At 29.8% G+C, this 17,733-nt stretch carries 17 protein-coding genes; 15 read left to right on the top strand and 2 right to left on the bottom strand.

From position 1 onward, the window contains the following. The first annotated feature begins 186 nt into the window (after positions 1-186). Positions 187-1,620 (top strand): polysaccharide deacetylase family protein, encoded by a 1,434-nt coding sequence (locus VIM70_RS16745; protein WP_331946920.1) that lies wholly within the window; start codon positions 187-189, stop codon positions 1,618-1,620. 328 nt (positions 1,621-1,948) lie between these two features. Here VIM70_RS16745 and VIM70_RS16740 read toward each other — a convergent pair whose 3' ends face one another. Further along, the gene (locus VIM70_RS16740) at positions 1,949-2,251 is read right to left on the bottom strand and encodes a hypothetical protein (RefSeq protein ID WP_331946919.1); all 303 of its coding nucleotides are present in this window, start codon (positions 2,249-2,251) and stop codon (positions 1,949-1,951) included. 287 nt (positions 2,252-2,538) lie between these two features. Here VIM70_RS16740 and dltA point away from each other — a divergent pair, with 287 nt between their 5' ends. From dltA to VIM70_RS16705, 7 genes are all read left to right on the top strand, one after another. Beyond that, a complete protein-coding gene (dltA, locus tag VIM70_RS16735; protein WP_331946918.1) occupies positions 2,539-4,014 on the top strand; it encodes a D-alanine--poly(phosphoribitol) ligase subunit DltA in 1,476 nt (491 codons plus the stop codon). Then, positions 4,015-5,160, top strand: coding sequence for a D-alanyl-lipoteichoic acid biosynthesis protein DltB (dltB, locus tag VIM70_RS16730; protein WP_331946917.1), 1,146 nt, complete (start codon positions 4,015-4,017; stop codon positions 5,158-5,160). It abuts the gene before it with no gap. Positions 5,161-5,174: 14 nt separating this feature from the next. Further along, on the top strand, positions 5,175-5,435 hold the full coding sequence (gene dltC / locus VIM70_RS16725; RefSeq protein ID WP_331946916.1) for a D-alanine--poly(phosphoribitol) ligase subunit DltC: 261 nt from the start codon (positions 5,175-5,177) through the stop codon (positions 5,433-5,435). After that, positions 5,432-6,625: a D-alanyl-lipoteichoic acid biosynthesis protein DltD gene (dltD, locus tag VIM70_RS16720; protein WP_331946915.1), complete on the top strand. Its 1,194-nt coding sequence runs from the start codon at positions 5,432-5,434 to the stop codon at positions 6,623-6,625. Before dltC ends, dltD begins: the two co-directional genes overlap by 4 nt. A 284-nt stretch (positions 6,626-6,909) precedes the next feature. Then, positions 6,910-7,755 carry a polysaccharide deacetylase family protein gene (locus tag VIM70_RS16715; protein WP_331946914.1) on the top strand — a complete coding sequence of 282 codons (846 nt, stop codon included), beginning with the start codon at positions 6,910-6,912 and terminating at the stop codon, positions 7,753-7,755. Between the two features lie 89 nt (positions 7,756-7,844). Then, positions 7,845-8,867 (top strand): phosphodiester glycosidase family protein, encoded by a 1,023-nt coding sequence (locus VIM70_RS16710; protein WP_331946913.1) that lies wholly within the window; start codon positions 7,845-7,847, stop codon positions 8,865-8,867. 18 nt (positions 8,868-8,885) lie between these two features. Beyond that, positions 8,886-9,893: a hypothetical protein gene (locus tag VIM70_RS16705; RefSeq protein ID WP_331946912.1), complete on the top strand. Its 1,008-nt coding sequence runs from the start codon at positions 8,886-8,888 to the stop codon at positions 9,891-9,893. 70 nt (positions 9,894-9,963) lie between these two features. Here VIM70_RS16705 and VIM70_RS16700 read toward each other — a convergent pair whose 3' ends face one another. Continuing rightward, on the bottom strand, positions 9,964-10,860 hold the full coding sequence (locus VIM70_RS16700; RefSeq protein ID WP_331946911.1) for a LysR family transcriptional regulator: 897 nt from the start codon (positions 10,858-10,860) through the stop codon (positions 9,964-9,966). A gap of 161 nt (positions 10,861-11,021) precedes the next feature. Between VIM70_RS16700 and VIM70_RS16695 the strand changes: the two genes are divergently transcribed. The 7 genes from VIM70_RS16695 (at position 11,022) to VIM70_RS16665 (ending at position 17,596) form a co-directional block, all read left to right on the top strand. Then, the gene (locus VIM70_RS16695) at positions 11,022-12,068 is read left to right on the top strand and encodes an AbrB family transcriptional regulator (RefSeq protein WP_331946910.1); all 1,047 of its coding nucleotides are present in this window, start codon (positions 11,022-11,024) and stop codon (positions 12,066-12,068) included. 306 nt (positions 12,069-12,374) lie between these two features. Further along, positions 12,375-13,301, top strand: a complete 927-nt coding sequence (gene pyrB / locus VIM70_RS16690; RefSeq protein WP_331946909.1) for an aspartate carbamoyltransferase — start codon at positions 12,375-12,377, stop codon at positions 13,299-13,301. Next, positions 13,301-13,735 (top strand): aspartate carbamoyltransferase regulatory subunit, encoded by a 435-nt coding sequence (locus tag VIM70_RS16685; RefSeq protein ID WP_331946908.1) that lies wholly within the window; start codon positions 13,301-13,303, stop codon positions 13,733-13,735. Before pyrB ends, VIM70_RS16685 begins: the two co-directional genes overlap by 1 nt. 47 nt (positions 13,736-13,782) lie before the next feature. Then, positions 13,783-14,988 (top strand): dihydroorotase, encoded by a 1,206-nt coding sequence (locus tag VIM70_RS16680; protein WP_331946907.1) that lies wholly within the window; start codon positions 13,783-13,785, stop codon positions 14,986-14,988. Between the two features lie 31 nt (positions 14,989-15,019). After that, positions 15,020-15,886 carry an orotidine-5'-phosphate decarboxylase gene (pyrF, locus tag VIM70_RS16675; protein WP_331946906.1) on the top strand — a complete coding sequence of 289 codons (867 nt, stop codon included), beginning with the start codon at positions 15,020-15,022 and terminating at the stop codon, positions 15,884-15,886. Between the two features lie 40 nt (positions 15,887-15,926). Next, complete coding sequence (locus VIM70_RS16670; protein ID WP_331946905.1) at positions 15,927-16,700, top strand: dihydroorotate dehydrogenase electron transfer subunit; 774 nt, start codon at positions 15,927-15,929, stop codon at positions 16,698-16,700. Next, positions 16,700-17,596 carry a dihydroorotate dehydrogenase gene (locus VIM70_RS16665; protein ID WP_331946904.1) on the top strand — a complete coding sequence of 299 codons (897 nt, stop codon included), beginning with the start codon at positions 16,700-16,702 and terminating at the stop codon, positions 17,594-17,596. The genes VIM70_RS16670 and VIM70_RS16665 overlap by 1 nt, the downstream gene beginning before the upstream one ends. Positions 17,597-17,733: the final 137 nt, after the last annotated feature.

Here is a 17,733-nt window from a genome sequence, read left to right as displayed (position 1 = left end):
ATATATTATATATTAATTAATTTATACCTTAAGAGTATAATTCCAAATATTGAATATATAAATAGATTAATGGTTAATATTTAAAATAATAATCTAATTTAGATTTATTAGTCTATAAATAAATTAGGTAGTGAAAATTATTACGCTAAATAACCATTAATAAGAAAAAGGTAGTGATGACATTAAGTGAAGAAGATAGCATTTGTATATTTTAATGAAAAATTTAAAGTTCAAATAGAATATACAGTTAATACTATATTTCAGGATTATGAAGTAGATGTATCCATAATTAACTGTAGAACTTTTAAGTCTTTAAAACAGGAATTTGATCTTGTCATAGCTTACGGAAATATTACAGATAGTAATGATGTTAATATGATGTTATTAGAAGGCCCTTTATTCTCAAATGAATATTTAACTGTAAAATCTATTCCTACAAATATAGAGTTCTATGAAGGGGTGCCTGTGTTTTTTAAGAATAAAGATAATAATTATTTTAAAGAAAATATGTCAGGGAAAATTATTCTTAATGTAGATATTATTCAAACAAGTTTTTTCTTTTTAACTTGTTATGAAGAATTTATTATAGATGAATATGATAAATATGGTAGGTTTAATATTAAAAAAAGCACATTGTTTAAATACAATTTACTTAACAGGCCTGTTGTTAACGAAAGCATTCAATGGTTCGTAAATACTTTAAATGAGAGCTATGGTTTGAACATTAAGAAGAAGAACTTATGGGAGGACAAAAACTTTCAAGTATTATTGTCACATGATGTAGATGTGATAACTAAGTACTTGTCTTTTCTGAGGGAAATAAGACTTCAAATAAGTATTTTACTGATAAACAGAAAACCCTTAGAGGTTTTAAAAAGGATAAAGGGATATGTAGTTACGAAGTTATGCAGATTTCAGCAAGATCCTTGTGATACTTTTGATATGATTTTAGATATGGAAAAAGACAAGGGATATAATTCTAGCTTTTATTTTATGGTAGATGGTAAAGGATATAGTGCTAAAAATAAAAGGGTAAGAGGAATTATAAAGCGGGTTACAAGTGCTAACAACGAAATTGGATTTCATCCAGGCCTTGGTACAGATCATGATGAAAACTTATTCAATAAAGAAATAACATTATTTAGAAAAGAATTCAATGGAACTGATAAAATAGGGATTAGGCAGCATTATTTAAGCTTTAATGCTCAGAAAACTTGGTCCATTCAAGAAAAAAATGGTATAAATTATGATACTACTTTATGTTTCCCAGAACAAGCGGGGTTTAAGGTGGGGTACTGTTTACCTTATAAACCATATGATTTAAAGAATAACAGAATTATTGACATATGGGAAATACCTTTGATAGTTATGGATGGGTCTTTAATGCAATACATGCAGCTAGACTTTGAAAGATCAATAGAGTACATTAAGGAATTGGTCGGAAAAGTTGAGATTCACAAGGGAATTTTTGTTTTATTATGGCATAACTCTGCAATATCAAAGGAATATAATATTCATTCTAAAGATATTTTTAAATGGTTTTATGATTATATTAAAAATTACAATTGTGATGTTAGTAGTGGAGAAAATATAATTTCGAGATATGAGAAAACTATATAAACGTTGTTTTTGCAAGTTACTTTTATTTCCCTTAGGATGTAAAGTAAAGCCTTACAAACATTAAGTTTGTAAGGCTTTACTTTCACATTTTTGAATACATAACCATAACAATAATCATCAAACCGTATTATTTCTCTATCGGTACAAAGTAAAATAAACATACTAAACTTCCTATAACAATTAATAAACCTAAAATTGCGGGTAACCCCATAATTTCCACCTCTTTTTTTAAAACCTTATATATTTATTATTGCTCTATTTTATAAATTAATACAAATCTATAAAAATATTATTCAGATTAAGAATAAATGAAATGTAACACAATCTTTTAAGTTGTGATACCTTTAATTCCAAACTTAAATTCCTTGGAAAGTATTCTCGACTTTTGATAAACTTTCATATTTCCAACAACCTTTAAATCTTTTAAAACATAAACATTGACACTATTATATTCATAAACATCATAACTTTCTTTATTTAATAATTCAGTTTCTAATAAAACATTAGTTTTAATAGTTTTAAGATTAGTATGACAACAATCACAATCTATGGGTATGGTTTCTATGTCTACAACAAAACATAAATTTTTACCCTGAACATAATTCAAAGCCTTATTGCTAATATTTAACACAATTTATCATCTCCTAAATATAATATCTTCATTACCCAGTTTTATTTAATTATAATATAAGTAGATTTTATAATACTAATACCACATTATATACTCTAAATATTAAGAATAGATTAAAATTCAATTTGAGAATATTCATAATTAATAAAAAATCTAATGTGTGCCAATTTTGGATTTAAATATCATTGACAAAGATTGAATTTAGACTTATATTATAAATGCGAATCATTTGCAATAATTAATTTAAAACTTCACATATAACATATTATAGAGAGGATGGGAAATATATGGATTTTATTGATATAATCGAAAGCTATTCTCCTACAAATAAAGTAGCTCATATTTATAGAAATAGCAATTTAACTTATAGAGAGTTAAAAACAAATTCCGATTCACTTGCTGTAAAGATCATAGAGTTATTTGGGGAAGACAAAACTCCTATAATAGTTTTTGGACATAAGGATCACTTAATGCTTATTTGTTTTTTAGCTTGTGTAAAAAGTGGACATGCATATATTCCAGTGGATAGCTCAACTCCATATACAAGGCTTAAGGCTATTTTATTAATTTCTGGTGTTAAATTGATTATAAACATATCAGATGATTTAATTGATATTCATGTAGATACAATATTAAATAAGAAAGAAATAGAAGAAAATGTATTACAATATGAGAATAAAATACCAAATATCAGTTATAGAATTAAGGATGAAGATGTTTATTACATTATATATACTTCAGGAAGTACTGGTAAACCAAAGGGAGTGCAGATAACCAAAAATTGTATTCAAAGCTTCATTGATTGGAGTTTAGAATTAATAGATAAAAAAGATAAAATATTTATGAATCAAGCACCATTTTCTTTTGATTTATCCGTTATGGATACTTATTTGTCATTGGCTTCTGGTTCAGTGTTATATAGTATTGATAAAGAGATGATAGCTAATTTACCTGAGCTTTTTATAAATTTTAAGTCTTCAGGAATTACAACTTGGGTTTCTACTCCGTCATTTGCAGAAATGTGTTTGCAAAGTGAGTTATTTAATGGATATTTATTACCTGAATTGAGGCAGATGTTATTCTGTGGCGAAACACTTTCCAAAGTTTGCGTGGAAAAATTATTTGAAAGATTTCCTAATGTTAAAATAATAAATTTCTATGGGCCAACAGAAGCAACAGTGGCAGTAACTGCAATTGAAATAAAAAAAGAAATGCTTTTAAGTAAAGAAAGTCTTCCAGTTGGATATGTCAAAAAAGACTGTGAATTAATTATAGAAGAAAATACAAATGAAATATTGATAGTAGGTGACAGCGTAAGTATAGGTTACTTTGCTGATCCTATTTTAACAGAAAAAATATTTTTTGAAAAAGAAATTCAAGGTGTAAAAAAGAGGGGATACAGGACAGGAGATACTGGTTTTATGGTTAATGGTCTATTATATTATGAGGGACGAATAGATAATCAAATTAAACTTCATGGTTATAGGGTGGAAATAGAAGACATTGAAAACAATATAAGAAGGCATCCTTTAATAAAAAATGCAGTGGTGTTACCTCTTAAGGAACAAGGTAAAATTAAATATTTAGTAACAGAAATAGTACTAAATGATAAATTTGAAGGGAATATAACTAGTTCAGTTAAAAATTTCTTGAAGGACTTATTGCCTTCATATATGATACCTCGTAAAGTAAAGGTAGTAGAGAGTTTACCCATGAATGTAAATGGTAAAATAGATAGAAAAAAGATAATGGAGGAATTTTAGATGCTTCCTTATGGGGATTTTTTATATTTCTATTTAATGATTTTGGCACTAATTCCGGCTATTGTTGTTGGGTTACTTGGCAAAAGGATAAAATGGTATGGACTACCAGCAAGTATATTTATGATTTATTTGATTTTTTGTAAATCGAAACAACAAGCTGAATATTTAATAATATTTTTTATAATGGAATGTTTAATAATTATTTTTTATAGCTATATAGTGAAATATCTTAAACAGAGATGGTTACTTTGGATAATGATATTAATAGGTCTATCACCTTTAATCTACGCAAAGCTTAGCAATATATTTATACACAAAGAGCTTGGATTTTTAGGAATTTCGTATATGACTTTCAAAGTTATTCAGATGTTAATACAAATTTTTGATGGATATATTACAAAAGTAAATATTTTTGATCTCGCATATTTTATATTGTTTTTTCCAACCTTAAGTTCTGGACCCGTTGACCGCTCAATTAGATTCATGGAACAAAGCAATAAGGCTTTAAAACCTAGACAATATGTTGAATACCTAGGTGACGGAATATTTAAAATTTTACAGGGAGTAGGATATAAATTTTTAATAGGATATTATATACAACAACATTTTATAAATACAATTTTAACAGGGCAGCACACTTTATTAAATTCAATTAAATATATGTATTCTTATAGCTTTTATTTGTTTTTTGATTTTGCAGGCTATAGTTTAATTGCAATAGGAGTAAGTTATATTATGGGAATAAGAACGCCAGAAAATTTTAATCTTCCTTTTATAAGTAAGGATATAAAAGATTTTTGGAATAGATGGCACATGAGTTTATCGTTTTGGTTTAGAGATTTTATTTATAATAGATTTGTAATGAGTGCACTTAAGAAAAAGTGGTTCAAGAGTAAATATACAGCGTCATATATTGGGTACATGATAACAATGACAACCATGGGTTTGTGGCATGGCATTCAATTAAATTATATTGTCTACGGTGCCTATCATGGGATTTTAATAGTAGTTACAGATTATTTTCAGAGAAAATCATTTTATAAAAAGAACAGAAAAAAGACTTATTTCACAATTGCTTCAACTGTTGTGACCTTTAATTTGATATGTTTTAGTTTTTTAATATTTTCAGGATATTTATTTAAATAAAAGGAGGAATTTATATGAAAGAAACAATTTATAATATACTAGAAGAAATTACTGGTGAGGATTTACGAGAAGAGGGTGATGAGAATTTATTTGATACTGGAAGACTGGATTCATTAGGGATAATTGAACTTATTGTAGCAATAGAAGATAACTTTAATTTTAAACTTGATCCTGCGGTTATGGAAAGAAAACAAATAGAAACTCCAAACAAAATTATTGAATTCCTTCAAAATATGTTAGATCATAAAACTTCCTCTAACAGTAAAATGGAATGAAAAAAATAATTGCTTTTGCTTGTTCTATTATTATTAGTATTGGTTTTTTATTTTGTTATCAAAGCTATTTTGAAGGTTTTATTACAAAAAAATATTATGATCAATTTGGAGAAAATTTAACTGAACATAAATTTAAGAGTATAATACTTCAGAGCATGGGAGCAAGGCAAGGTGATAATCTTTTGATGTTCGGCTCCTCAGAATTTGAACACACTACTGGATATTCTACTCAGCCCATTAAATTTTTCAAAGGTAAAAAGGATGGGTTCCAAGTTAATCTTATAGGAAGCGCAGGTTATAGATGTTTAGTACATGCTGCTGATTTTGGAGCACTTGGCAAGGAACTTACAGGTCAAAAGGTAGTTTTTGAACTTTCCCCACAATGGTTTTTAAAGAAGGGGATTGATGGAAATACACTCGAAGCCAAATCTTCTGAACTACAGATATATGGATTTCTGTTTAATAAGGATATAAGTTTAAATACAAAACAAGAATTTTCTAAAAGAATAATATCAATTAATTACCAAAAATCCGATAAAAACTTTGCTATTATGAAGGAATTTTGCTCTTCTTATAGTGATAAGGGTTTAATAAGTACATCTAAGAGGTATTTACTAACTCCTTATTTTTGGATAAGATATGAGTTATTGATTTTAAAAGACGATATAAATAGCAATAACTATCTTAAGCCTCAGTATGCAAAATACATTAAGCCTCGACATACAAATATTAATTGGAACGTTGAGTTGAAAAAAGCTACAAAAATTGCTAAGTCGAAGTCAAATAATAATAGATTTGGTATAGATAATATTGCGTATAACCATTCATTTAAAACAAATCTTCAAAAAACGAAGGGGTCTATGAAGAAGGACTCTTATAAAGTATCTCCAGAATATGAGGATTTTAAATTACTATTAGATGTATGCAGGGATGAAGGAATTAAACCACTAATTTTAAATATTCCTGTAAATGGAAAGTGGTATGACTATGCCGGATTTAATAAAAGTGATAGGCTAGCTTATTATAAAAAGATAGATACTATGGTTAATTCTTATGGATTTCAAGTTGCAGATTTATCAAAACACGAAAATGAAAAATACTTTCTAATGGATAGTTCTCATTTAGGCTGGAAAGGTTGGGTATATGTTAATGAAAACATTTCTAAATATTATAACAAAAATAAAATCTAATTTAATTTTTATGATAATTATTTATACCATTGTAATTTTAGGTTGCAGTTATATATTTATATTTCAGCAGAATGTGAAAATTACTTATATCTATAATCAGTTTTAAATCTATAGTATAATAAAAAATTATACTGGAATTGTAAATAATGACTGTACTTAATAGTACAGTCATTATTTAATCTGATTTTAATCTGATCTTTATTTTTTTTTAATTTAAGAGAGGTATTATATGAATATATAAAACTTCATTTAAACACAATATAAGTTATAGTGGAGATGATATATTGAAACTTAATAATAAAAGAGAACTAATAATCACAAAAGGAAAAGCTTCTTTATTATTTGTAATGTTAGTTATCTTATTAAGTTTATCTTTTTATATTAATGATAAATTTTACAGTAAGACTATAGCTATTACTAAAAATAATACTAAAGAAACGATAGCTAAACCTTTTACAAATGCTCATATGAATTCAAGAGAAAGTAAAGTGAATCTTAAAGAGCCATTTACACATTCTTCAACTACAAATGTTTATAATTCAGATGGTCACAAAATAGCTTATCTTACATTTGATGATGGACCTTCGCCTAAAACTACCCCAGGGATTTTAAAGATTTTAGATAACTATAAGATAAAGGCAACTTTTTTTATTGTTGGTAGTAGGGCAATAATAAGACCTGATTTAGTGAAAATGGAAGCTGAAGATGGGCAATCTATAGGAAATCACACCTATTCTCATGAATATAAATATATTTATTCTAATACAAATACATTTATAAAAGATGTTAATAAGTGTGATACTGTGTTAAAATCAATAATTGGTGGTTATAATAGTAAGATATTAAGATTCCCAGGTGGATCATTTGGTGCTAAAGAAGCACCTTTTAGGGTAGCAATTAAAAAGGCTGGATACCATTATATTGACTGGAATGATTTAACTGGTGATGCAGAGGGACAAAATATACCAGTAAACAAATTATTAAATAATATTAAAAAGAATACTAAAGGAAAAGAACATGTGGTTATTTTAATGCATGATGCACCTGATAAGCAAACAACGGTTCAAGCATTACCACAAGTTATTGAATATTTAAAATCTCAAGGCTATTCTTTTAATACACTTAAATAAAAACATTCTATATTTTATCAATAAATAGTTAATTTTATTAAAACATATTATATTGTGCGATAAAATCTTGAAAAACATAGGAGGAAAAAATGGGATCAAAGAATACATCAAGACGAAAGAATATATCAAGACGAAAAAAACACAAATTAAGAAGTTTTATATTATATCTGATTTTCGGATTAATATTTACTGGAGTTACTGCTCCATTAATTATATTTCATGGACCATTTACTAATGTGGAAAAAACCATTGTAGATGCTTCGATGACTACACTTAGTCACCAATGGATTGCAAAGATGTTTTTATCTGATGCTGAAATTCTAAAAATTCGAAGTGAAGATACAGTTCAAAATGTTCAGCAAGGAAGTAATAACCTTATTAAGTTTGTTAATAGCCATGATAATAGTATTGAAAGATATAAAATTTCAAATGGAATAAAATTTACTGGTTATCTACTTATTATTAAAGACCCAACAAGAGTTAAAATTGGTTATAGTAACAAACTAGGAACCCAAGGGGAACTAACAAGTCAGATAGCACAGGATAATGGTGCAGTCGCTGCTATTAATGCAGGAGGTTTTTCTGACTCATCCTCAGCTAGTACGAAATGGACTGGTACAGGTGGAAAACCAAATGGTATTATTATGAGTAATGGAAACATTAAATTTAATGATATAAAGGATCCTGACAAAAAAGGTGATGTTACAGCAATTACAAGTAAAGCTCAACTTCTTGTAGGACCTCACAGTTTGAATGATTTAAAGAAGCTTGGCGTTACCGATGCAGTATCCTTTGGTCCTGCACTCGTGGTTAACGGCAAAGGAACAATAAAATCCGGAGATGGAGGTTGGGGAATTGCACCGAGAACTGCTATAGGGCAGCGCAGTGATGGTGCTATAATATTACTTGCTATTGATGGAAGAACAACTAAAAGCCTAGGATCATCACTCAAAGAAGTACAAAATATAATGCTTCAATATGGAGCATATAATGCTTCTAATTTAGATGGCGGTTCATCAACTACAATGTTCAATAATGGTAGTGTCATTAATAACCCTTGTGATGCACTTGGCGAAAGAGCAGTTCCATCCGCTTTTATCGTTAAACCTTAACTGATAGGAGAAGAATCTATGAAAAAAGTATATAAAAAAATGATAATGTGTATTATAATTTCATTAATCATACAGATTAGTGGGCTTTTCTATTTGAACAACTTCCTTCTTACTTCAAATGGTAATGTAAAGTCTCAAAAGGTTACAGATTCTAATAAGGCCTCTGTTTCTAAAGTTAAGGTACCCACTGATGCTACAAAAATAAATGTTTCTTATGATGCAAGTTATGTTTCCTATTTTTTAAATGATGAGCTAAATGTAGTTAATACTACAACAGGTAAGAGTGTTAATGTAAGTTCCTCTGATGGAGTTAAAATTTCTTTTTATAAATGGCTCCCAGATAGAAATAGAATGCTTATTGTAGAAACTAGTGATAGAAATCTTTCATTATCATATTATGATGTTACTCAATCACAAAAGAGCAAAGTAACTGATATTTTAATGGTTAGTTCAGAGTCTTTTGTACAGGATATTGAAGCATCACCTTTAACAAATGTAATTTATATAAAAGTAAAAAATGGTTATAAAAATTATTCTATATATTGGGTAGATATAATGAAATCAATAAAGAAAATTTATACTCAATCTAAATATATAGGGAATATTCAAGTATTACCACATGAGGATAAGATGTTATACGAAGATTTAAATAATAACAAGATTTATGGAACTGGATCAGATCAAGCTTTGAGTTTTATTGATTCTACAAAATCAAGCCTACTTGCCATAGATAACAATGATATGGCTTATGTTGGAGATGTAGATAGCAATGATAATATTGATAAGATATATTATGGCACATTAAACGGTGACTGGAAGTCAATTCCATTAAGTACACCCGTAAACAAAGCTAACTTATTAGTCACGACTAGTGGGAAAATTTATGTAAATGATGTTACAAAAAGTACTTTAAAAGAGGTTCAGACAGGGAAACAAACAACTTATAAAGGTACATTTCTTCAATTATATAGTGCTGGTATAACTTCATTAAGTGACGGAAATTTAGTGAAAACACCTTTCAATTAAAATGATAATATAATCTTGAAAATTAATCTCAAAACATAAAAGCCTTACAAACATTAAGTTTGTAAGGCTTTTATGTTGTTTTTAATACATCTTTCATGATATTAATAAATTCTTGAGCAACTTTTGAAAGATATCTTTTTTTTATGTAGGAGACTACTAAAGTTCTAGAAGCATCTAAATCTTTTATTTGAAAATAAATGGGAGTAGTAGGGGCCTGTGGAAGTAAGGTAATAGTATCAGGAACAAAAGAAATACCCATACCAAAAGATACGAAAGACTGGGTGGCCTCAATACTTTCACTTTCGAGTATGATTTTAGGTTTGAATCCAGCTTGTTTGCAAAGTGAAACCGCAATTTGGTGCAATTTTTGATGTTGTTTTAATAAAATAAAAGGTTCATCCCATAGTTCATTAAGAGCTATTTCAGTTCCTATTTTTTTAGCAACAGGATGTGACGGAGGAATTGCCAAAAGAATTTTTTCTTTTAGTATAGGTTCGTAAGAGAAAAGATTCTCTTTTATTGGCAAAGTCATTAGTGAAATATCGGTGGTGCCTTTAATAGCTAGATCCGCTATTTTAACAGAATTGCCTTCCACTAAAACCACGTCAATACCAGGAAATTTTTCATGAAACAGTGGAAGGATCTTTGGCATTATATATGTACTTCTAAAAGTGGAAAGTCCTATAGTAAGACGACCTCTTTTAAAATTTGATATATCCTCCATCTGATTTGAGAGTTGGTCTTTCAAATCTAAAATGTTTTTAGCTGTCTGCGCGTACAGCTCTCCTGCATATGTAAGCTTTAGTGGATTACTAGATCTATCAAATAATTGAACTCCCAATTGTTGTTCTAATTTTTGAATATACTGGCTTAAAGAAGGTTGTGCTATATATAATTTTTGAGCAGCTTTTGAAAAACTTTTTTCTTCTGATACTTTTAACATATATTGAAGTTGACGAAAATCCATATTTTACTCCTAACGATTTTTATTAACATATAGGTAAATGACTATATGTTTTATAAAGATTATAGTATTTGGTTTAGTATATGCTAAATGATACAATATAATAAAGTATAAAACAAGGCGAAATATGTGAAAATAATCAATCACAGGAAGGTTGCATAATCATGAAATTAATTATAACTTTATTAATTGGATTTAGTGGCGGGTTAACAGCATTGAAATTTAAGGTGCCTGCTGGTGCTATGATAGGAGCTATGCTGTCAGTAGCATTGTATAATATAGTAACGGGAAATGCATTTTTACCTCAGGATGTAAGGGTAGTTACGCAGATTGCTGCTGGTGCATTTATTGGATCAGGGATCAAAAGAAAGGATGTAATGGATCTTAAAACAATGATAAAACCTGCAGCTTTAATGATTTCATTTATGATATCTCTAGATTTACTAATGGGATTCATAATGTATAAGGCAACGGGGATTAGCTTAGTAACTTGTCTTTTTGCTTCTGCTCCAGGTGGGATTGTAGATATGTCACTTATTAGTAATGATATGGGTGCGGATGCATCAAAAGTAGCAATATTACAGCTAGTAAGACTTATGAGCGTAATGATTCTATTTCCAGTAATTATAAAATTTGCAGATAGAAAATATAATACTCCTAAAAAGAATAATGAGAATGATCTTATTGGTGAGTGTGCTGAAATTGATTTGTCCCTAAAGGAAAAATGTATTAATTTAATGATAACAATAGGAGTCGCTTTAGTAGCTGGTTTTATAGGGTATATTTCAAAAATACCTGCAGGAGCAATGACTTTTTCTATGTTATCAGTTGGAGCATTAAATGTAATTTTTAATAAAGGGTACATGCCAATTAATATAAGGCGTGCGACACAAGTGTTTGCGGGAGTACTTATAGGGGAGAGAATGATGTACTCGGACTTAATAGCGCTTAGAAGTGTCCTATTTCCAGCTTTTATACTTCTAATAGGTATTATTGCTGTTAATCTTTGTATAGGTTTCTTAATAAGCAGAGTTAGTAAACTAGAACTAACCACTTCATTACTCGCAAGTGCACCTGGGGGAGTATCAGATATGGCTATCATCGCGAAAGATCTGGGTGGAGATGCACCAAAAGTTGCCATACTTCAGCTTGTAAGATATGTTTTCATAATTGCGCTTTTCCCTATTCTAATTAAGTTTATAATTGCTTAACAATATATATTGCATTACGGTTATATAAATAAAAATGGAAAACTAAGATAGGCACAATTAAGTTGACAGAAACTTAAATATATAGTAGTATAAATGAAGAATAAAAAATTAATTACCTTTAATTTGGCCCGAGAGACCGAGAAGGAAGTAGATGTTTTATAATGATATTACTACGCCTTCTCAAAATAGAGATGGCGTTTTTATTTTGAAAAAAATCATATAATAAGTAGTAAATAGACATAATATTAAAATTACTGTAGTACCTTTAAATTTGGTCCAGAGAGGCTGAGAAGGAGTGGATGTTATATGTTAAAAGGAAGAAACTTAATTGATCCAATGGATTTTACATTACAGGAGCTTGAGGAAATTTTTAATTATGCAGATGAAATAATTGAAAATCCTAAAAAATTCTCTCATATATGTGATGGGAAAATTTTAGCAACATTGTTTTACGAACCAAGCACACGAACAAGATTAAGCTTTGAAGCAGCAATGTTAAGACTTGGAGGTCAGGTATTAGGATTTTCTGAGGCCAATTCGAGTTCAGCTGCAAAAGGAGAAAGTGTAGCTGATACAATAAGGACAGTAGAATGTTATGCGGATATTGCAGCAATAAGGCATCCAAAAGAAGGAGCAGCTAAGGTTGCAGCAATGAATTCTCAAATGTCAGTAATAAATGCCGGTGATGGTGGACATCAACATCCAACTCAAACACTTACAGATCTTTTAACTATAAGAAGCATTAAAGGAACATTATCAAACTTAACAATAGGAATTTGTGGGGATTTAAAGTTTGGTAGAACGGTTCATTCGTTAATAAAAGCCATGTCAAGATATGAAAACATAAAATTCATATTAATAGCGCCAAATGAATTAACAATTCCTAAATATATTAAAGTAGAAGTGTTAGAAAAAAATAAAATAGAGTTCATTGAAGTTGAAAAATTAGAAGATGTTATTGAAGATCTAGATATTTTATATATGACTAGAGTTCAAAAGGAAAGATTTTTTAACGAAGAAGATTATGTAAGACTTAAAGATAGTTATATACTAGATAAAGAGAAAATGCTAAAAGCTAAAAAAGATATGATAATTATGCATCCACTTCCTAGAGTAAATGAAATAGCTGTGGAAATTGATAAGGATCCAAGGGCATGTTACTTTAGACAAGCAAAATATGGTATGTATGCAAGAATGGCACTTATTGCTAAACTTTTGGGGGCGGATAAATAATGGTAACAATAAATAGTATAAAAAGAGGGATAGTAATAGATCATATTAAAGCAGGAGTAGGACTTAAAATATTCAATTATTTAGGGCTTGATAAAGCGGAATTCACAGTTGCACTTATTATGAATGCACCTAGCGAAAAAAATGGTAGAAAAGATATAATTAAAATAGAAAATGAAATTGATATAGATTTTACAGTATTAGGATTTATAGACCCTAACATAACAATAAATATAATAACTGGAGAAATAATTAAGAGTAAAGTTAAATTAAAACTACCAGATAAAATTGAAAATGTTATAAAATGTAATAATCCAAGGTGTATTACGTCGACTGAACAAGAAATTCAACATAGCTTCTATTTATCTAATAGAGAAAATGGCGAATATAGGTGTATGTACTGTGATGAGGTTAATAACAACAATAATGTATCATAATAAAACACGTAACAGAGCCTAATATAGTGTGAAGGGATGGTAGTTTTATGGAGTTATTAATTAAAAATGTTAGAGTAGTTGATTCATCGCAGGATTTTATTGGCGATGTTTATATAAATAAAGGATTAATAAACGAAATAGGAAAAAAATTAGAAAAAGACTGTGAGATAATAAGTGGAGAGGGATATATTTTAGCCCCTTCATTTATAGATCTTCACAGTCATTTTAGAGAACCGGGGTATACTTATAAAGAGGATTTATTATCAGGAAGCAAGGCAGCGGTTCGTGGTGGTTATACTGCGGTAAACCTTATGGCAAATACAAAACCAGTATGTAGTTCTATGGACACAATAGATATGGTTCTAAAAAGATCTAGGGAAATAAATCTTGTAGATATTCATCAATGTGCATCTATTACGGAAAATCTTTTAGGAGAATCTATAGATCACTTAAGAAAGCTGAGCAATGTAGTAAGATTTATATCAGATGATGGCAAGGGAGTTTCAAATAGTCGAGTAATGCTAGAGGCAATGGTCGTAGCTAAAGAAAAGAATTTAACAATAATATCTCATGCTGAAAATGAAGAATTAGTAGAAATTGATACAAGGCTTGCAGAGAATATGATGACCTGGAGAGATATAGCCCTTTCAAAATTTACTGGTTGCAGACTTCACTTAGCTCATGTTAGCACAAAAGAAGCTATGAAAGATGTTATAGAGGGTAAAGAGCAGGGAGGACGAATAACTTGTGAAGTTACTCCACATCATATAGGCTTAACATCGGAAACTAAATATAGGGTTAACCCACCTATAAGGGAAAGTGCGGATGTGAATTTTTTAATCAAGGCTATAAAAGATGGGTATGTTGATGTTATAGCTACGGACCATGCACCACATAGCGCCCAAGATAAAATAAATGGAGCCCCTGGTATTTCAGGCCTTGAAACTTCGTTCCCTATATGTTTCACAAAACTTGTAGGGGAGGGGCATATTACACTAAATAAACTTTCTGAGATTATGTCAAAAAATCCAGCTAAAATTATGGGGTTAAACAAAGGTGAAATCAAGATAGGATATGATGGTGACCTGGTGCTCTTGGATACTAAAACTAAATATAATATTGATACATCAAGGTTTTTATCTAAAGGACACAATTCTCCTTTTGAAGGAAAAAGTGTTATAGGAAAAGTAATGTGCACCATAAAGGCAGGGAGAATAGTTTATAAAGTCGCGGAAAATTCTAATAAGGGTTAGATTAAAAAAAATAGCAAAGGTGGGGTAATAATTGATTATAGATAGATTATTTAAAAGTGTAGAAAAAAATGGTCATGTATGCGTAGGACTTGATACAGATTTGGAATATTTACCTGAGGAATTTAGAAATAAGTTTGCACATGAGGAACATGCGTTATATAGATTTAATCAGATGATAATTGATGCAACATATGATGTATCAGCTTGTTATAAGGTTCAAATAGCATATTACGAGGCTCTTGGTTTAAAAGGTTTAAAGGTATATAAAGATACTTTGAGTTACATAAAAAGTAAAGGGTGTATGGTAATTGCAGATGTTAAAAGGGGAGACATTGCAAAAACTGCGCAAATGTATGCTAAAGCTCATTTTGAAGGAGATTTCGAAAGTGATTTTATTACTATAAATCCATATATGGGCATGGACAGTATAGAACCATATCTACCTTATGTAAAAAATAAAGAAAAAGGGCTATTTTCATTAGTAAGAACCTCGAATAAAGGTGCAGAAGATATAGAGTATATAGAGAATAAAGAAAATAAAAAGGTTTATGATGTTGTAGGTGAAAAGTTATTAAAAATCGGAAGTGAATTTATTGGGGAATGTGGATATAGCTCAATAGGTGGAGTTGTTGGATGTACACATATAGATGAAGGATTAAAGATGAGAAAAAACCTTGAAAAAATGTTTTTCTTAATACCAGGTTATGGAGCACAAGGCGGTGCAGCAGATGATGTAGCCATATATTTAAAAAATGGAAATGGCGGAGTGGTAAATGCCTCTAGAAGTATTTTGCTTGCTTATAAAAAGAGCGAAAATGGAGAAAAACATTTTGAAAAGTGTGCTAGGGAAGAAGTCATAAAAATGAGAGATGCTATAAGAAAGGCAGCTAATAAATAAAATGATCCATGATCCTTATTAAAATACTGGAGGGATTTATTTGATATGCTCAGTAGAAAAAACATATGAAAACATTGAAATAAGTGAGGGAATTTACAAACTTTCTATAAAAGGCAAGTTTGACGTAAAACCTGGACAATTTTTTATGTTAAAGGTAGGAGACTTAGAACCATTATTACCGAGACCCATAAGTGTGTATGATGTGGATGATGAGAAAATAAGTTTTTTATACCAAATAGTTGGGTTAGGTACAAAATATCTTAGTAAACTTAAAGAAAATGACGAACTTCAGATAATGGGACCACTGGGAAATGGATTTGATGTAGATAAAATAAAAGGGAAAATTGCTGTGGTATCTGGGGGAATTGGTTTAGCTCCACTTACTTATTTGATTAAAAAACTTACGAATTGTGAAATAGATTTGTATGCAGGGTTTAAAACTGTGGATTATTCTGTGGATTCTGTGGAAAAATATGTAAAAAAAATAAACTTATCCACAGAAAGTGGTAAAATTGGTCATAAGGGATATGTAACAGATATAATAAATCCACAAGAATATCAAACTGTCATTTGCTGTGGACCGGAAATTATGATGAAAAAAGTTGTAAAAATGTGTTTGGACGCTAAAGTGCCAGTATATGTTTCTATGGAAAATCATATGGCTTGTGGAATAGGTGCATGTCTTGTCTGTACTTGTAAAACTAAGGGTGGAAATAAAAGGACATGTAAAGATGGTCCAGTTTTTAACGGGAAGGATTTGATTTTTAACGATATTTCAGAAGTGGTCAGTACTGCGACCAAGGAGATGATTTAATGACTAAAGTAGAATTATGTGGTGTAAGTTTAAAAAATCCTGTTATTGCTGCATCTGGAACTTTCGGATTTGGCGAGGAATATAAGGAATATTTCGATATTGGAAGACTTGGGGGCATATCGGGAAAAGGTCTTACTATCAATGAAAAACAAGGCAATGATGGAGTACGAATGTATGAATCCAGAGGCGGAATGCTTAATAGCGTAGGTCTTCAAAATCCAGGCATTGAAAATTTTATATCTAAAGAACTTCCGAGAATGTTACAATATAATACGGCTATAATTGCAAATGTTGGTGGTAGCAGTATTCGAGAATATGTTGCAGCAATAGAAAGATTAAATAATGAGCCCATAGATATTGTTGAATTAAACATATCCTGCCCTAACGTAAAATGTGGGGGTATGGCTTTTGGAATTAAATCAAAGGTAGCGTATGAGGTAGTAAAGGAAATTAAGGGTATTTGCAAGAAACCTCTTATGGTTAAATTATCACCTAATGCAGAGGATATTGTGGATATGGCATACAAATGCTGCGACGCTGGAGCGGACGCATTATCTTTAATAAATACATTTAAAGGCATGGCAGTTGATATACATAAACGCAAACCAATCTTTAATAATATATATGCGGGAGTGTCAGGGCCTGCTATAAAACCTATGGCACTTAGAATGGTGCATGAAGTATGCAAGGCCGTAAACATTCCAGTAGTAGGTATGGGTGGCATAACCTGTTATGAAGATGCTATAGAGTTTATAATGGTGGGAGCACTAGCTGTCCAAGTTGGAACTGCTAATTTTATAAAACCAGACATTTGCAATGATATAATCGAAGGTATAAAGAAGTATATGATAAAAGAGGGCATTAAGGATTTAAGTGAGATTAGAGGAATTATATAGACCAGCTAATTAAAGTCAACTATAAATTTTAAAAAGTGCTTACTAATTTTAAGGCATAACAAAAAGACCATTTCGAAACACGAATGATGGTAAATTTAGTAATTAATTAAAATTTAATTAAGCTACCGACCTAGAAT

This window comes from Clostridium sp. (assembly GCF_036569345.1).
In the GTDB taxonomy this organism is placed as follows: domain Bacteria; phylum Bacillota; class Clostridia; order Clostridiales; family Clostridiaceae; genus Clostridium_AD.
This window is presented reverse-complemented; position numbering and strand designations above follow the sequence as displayed.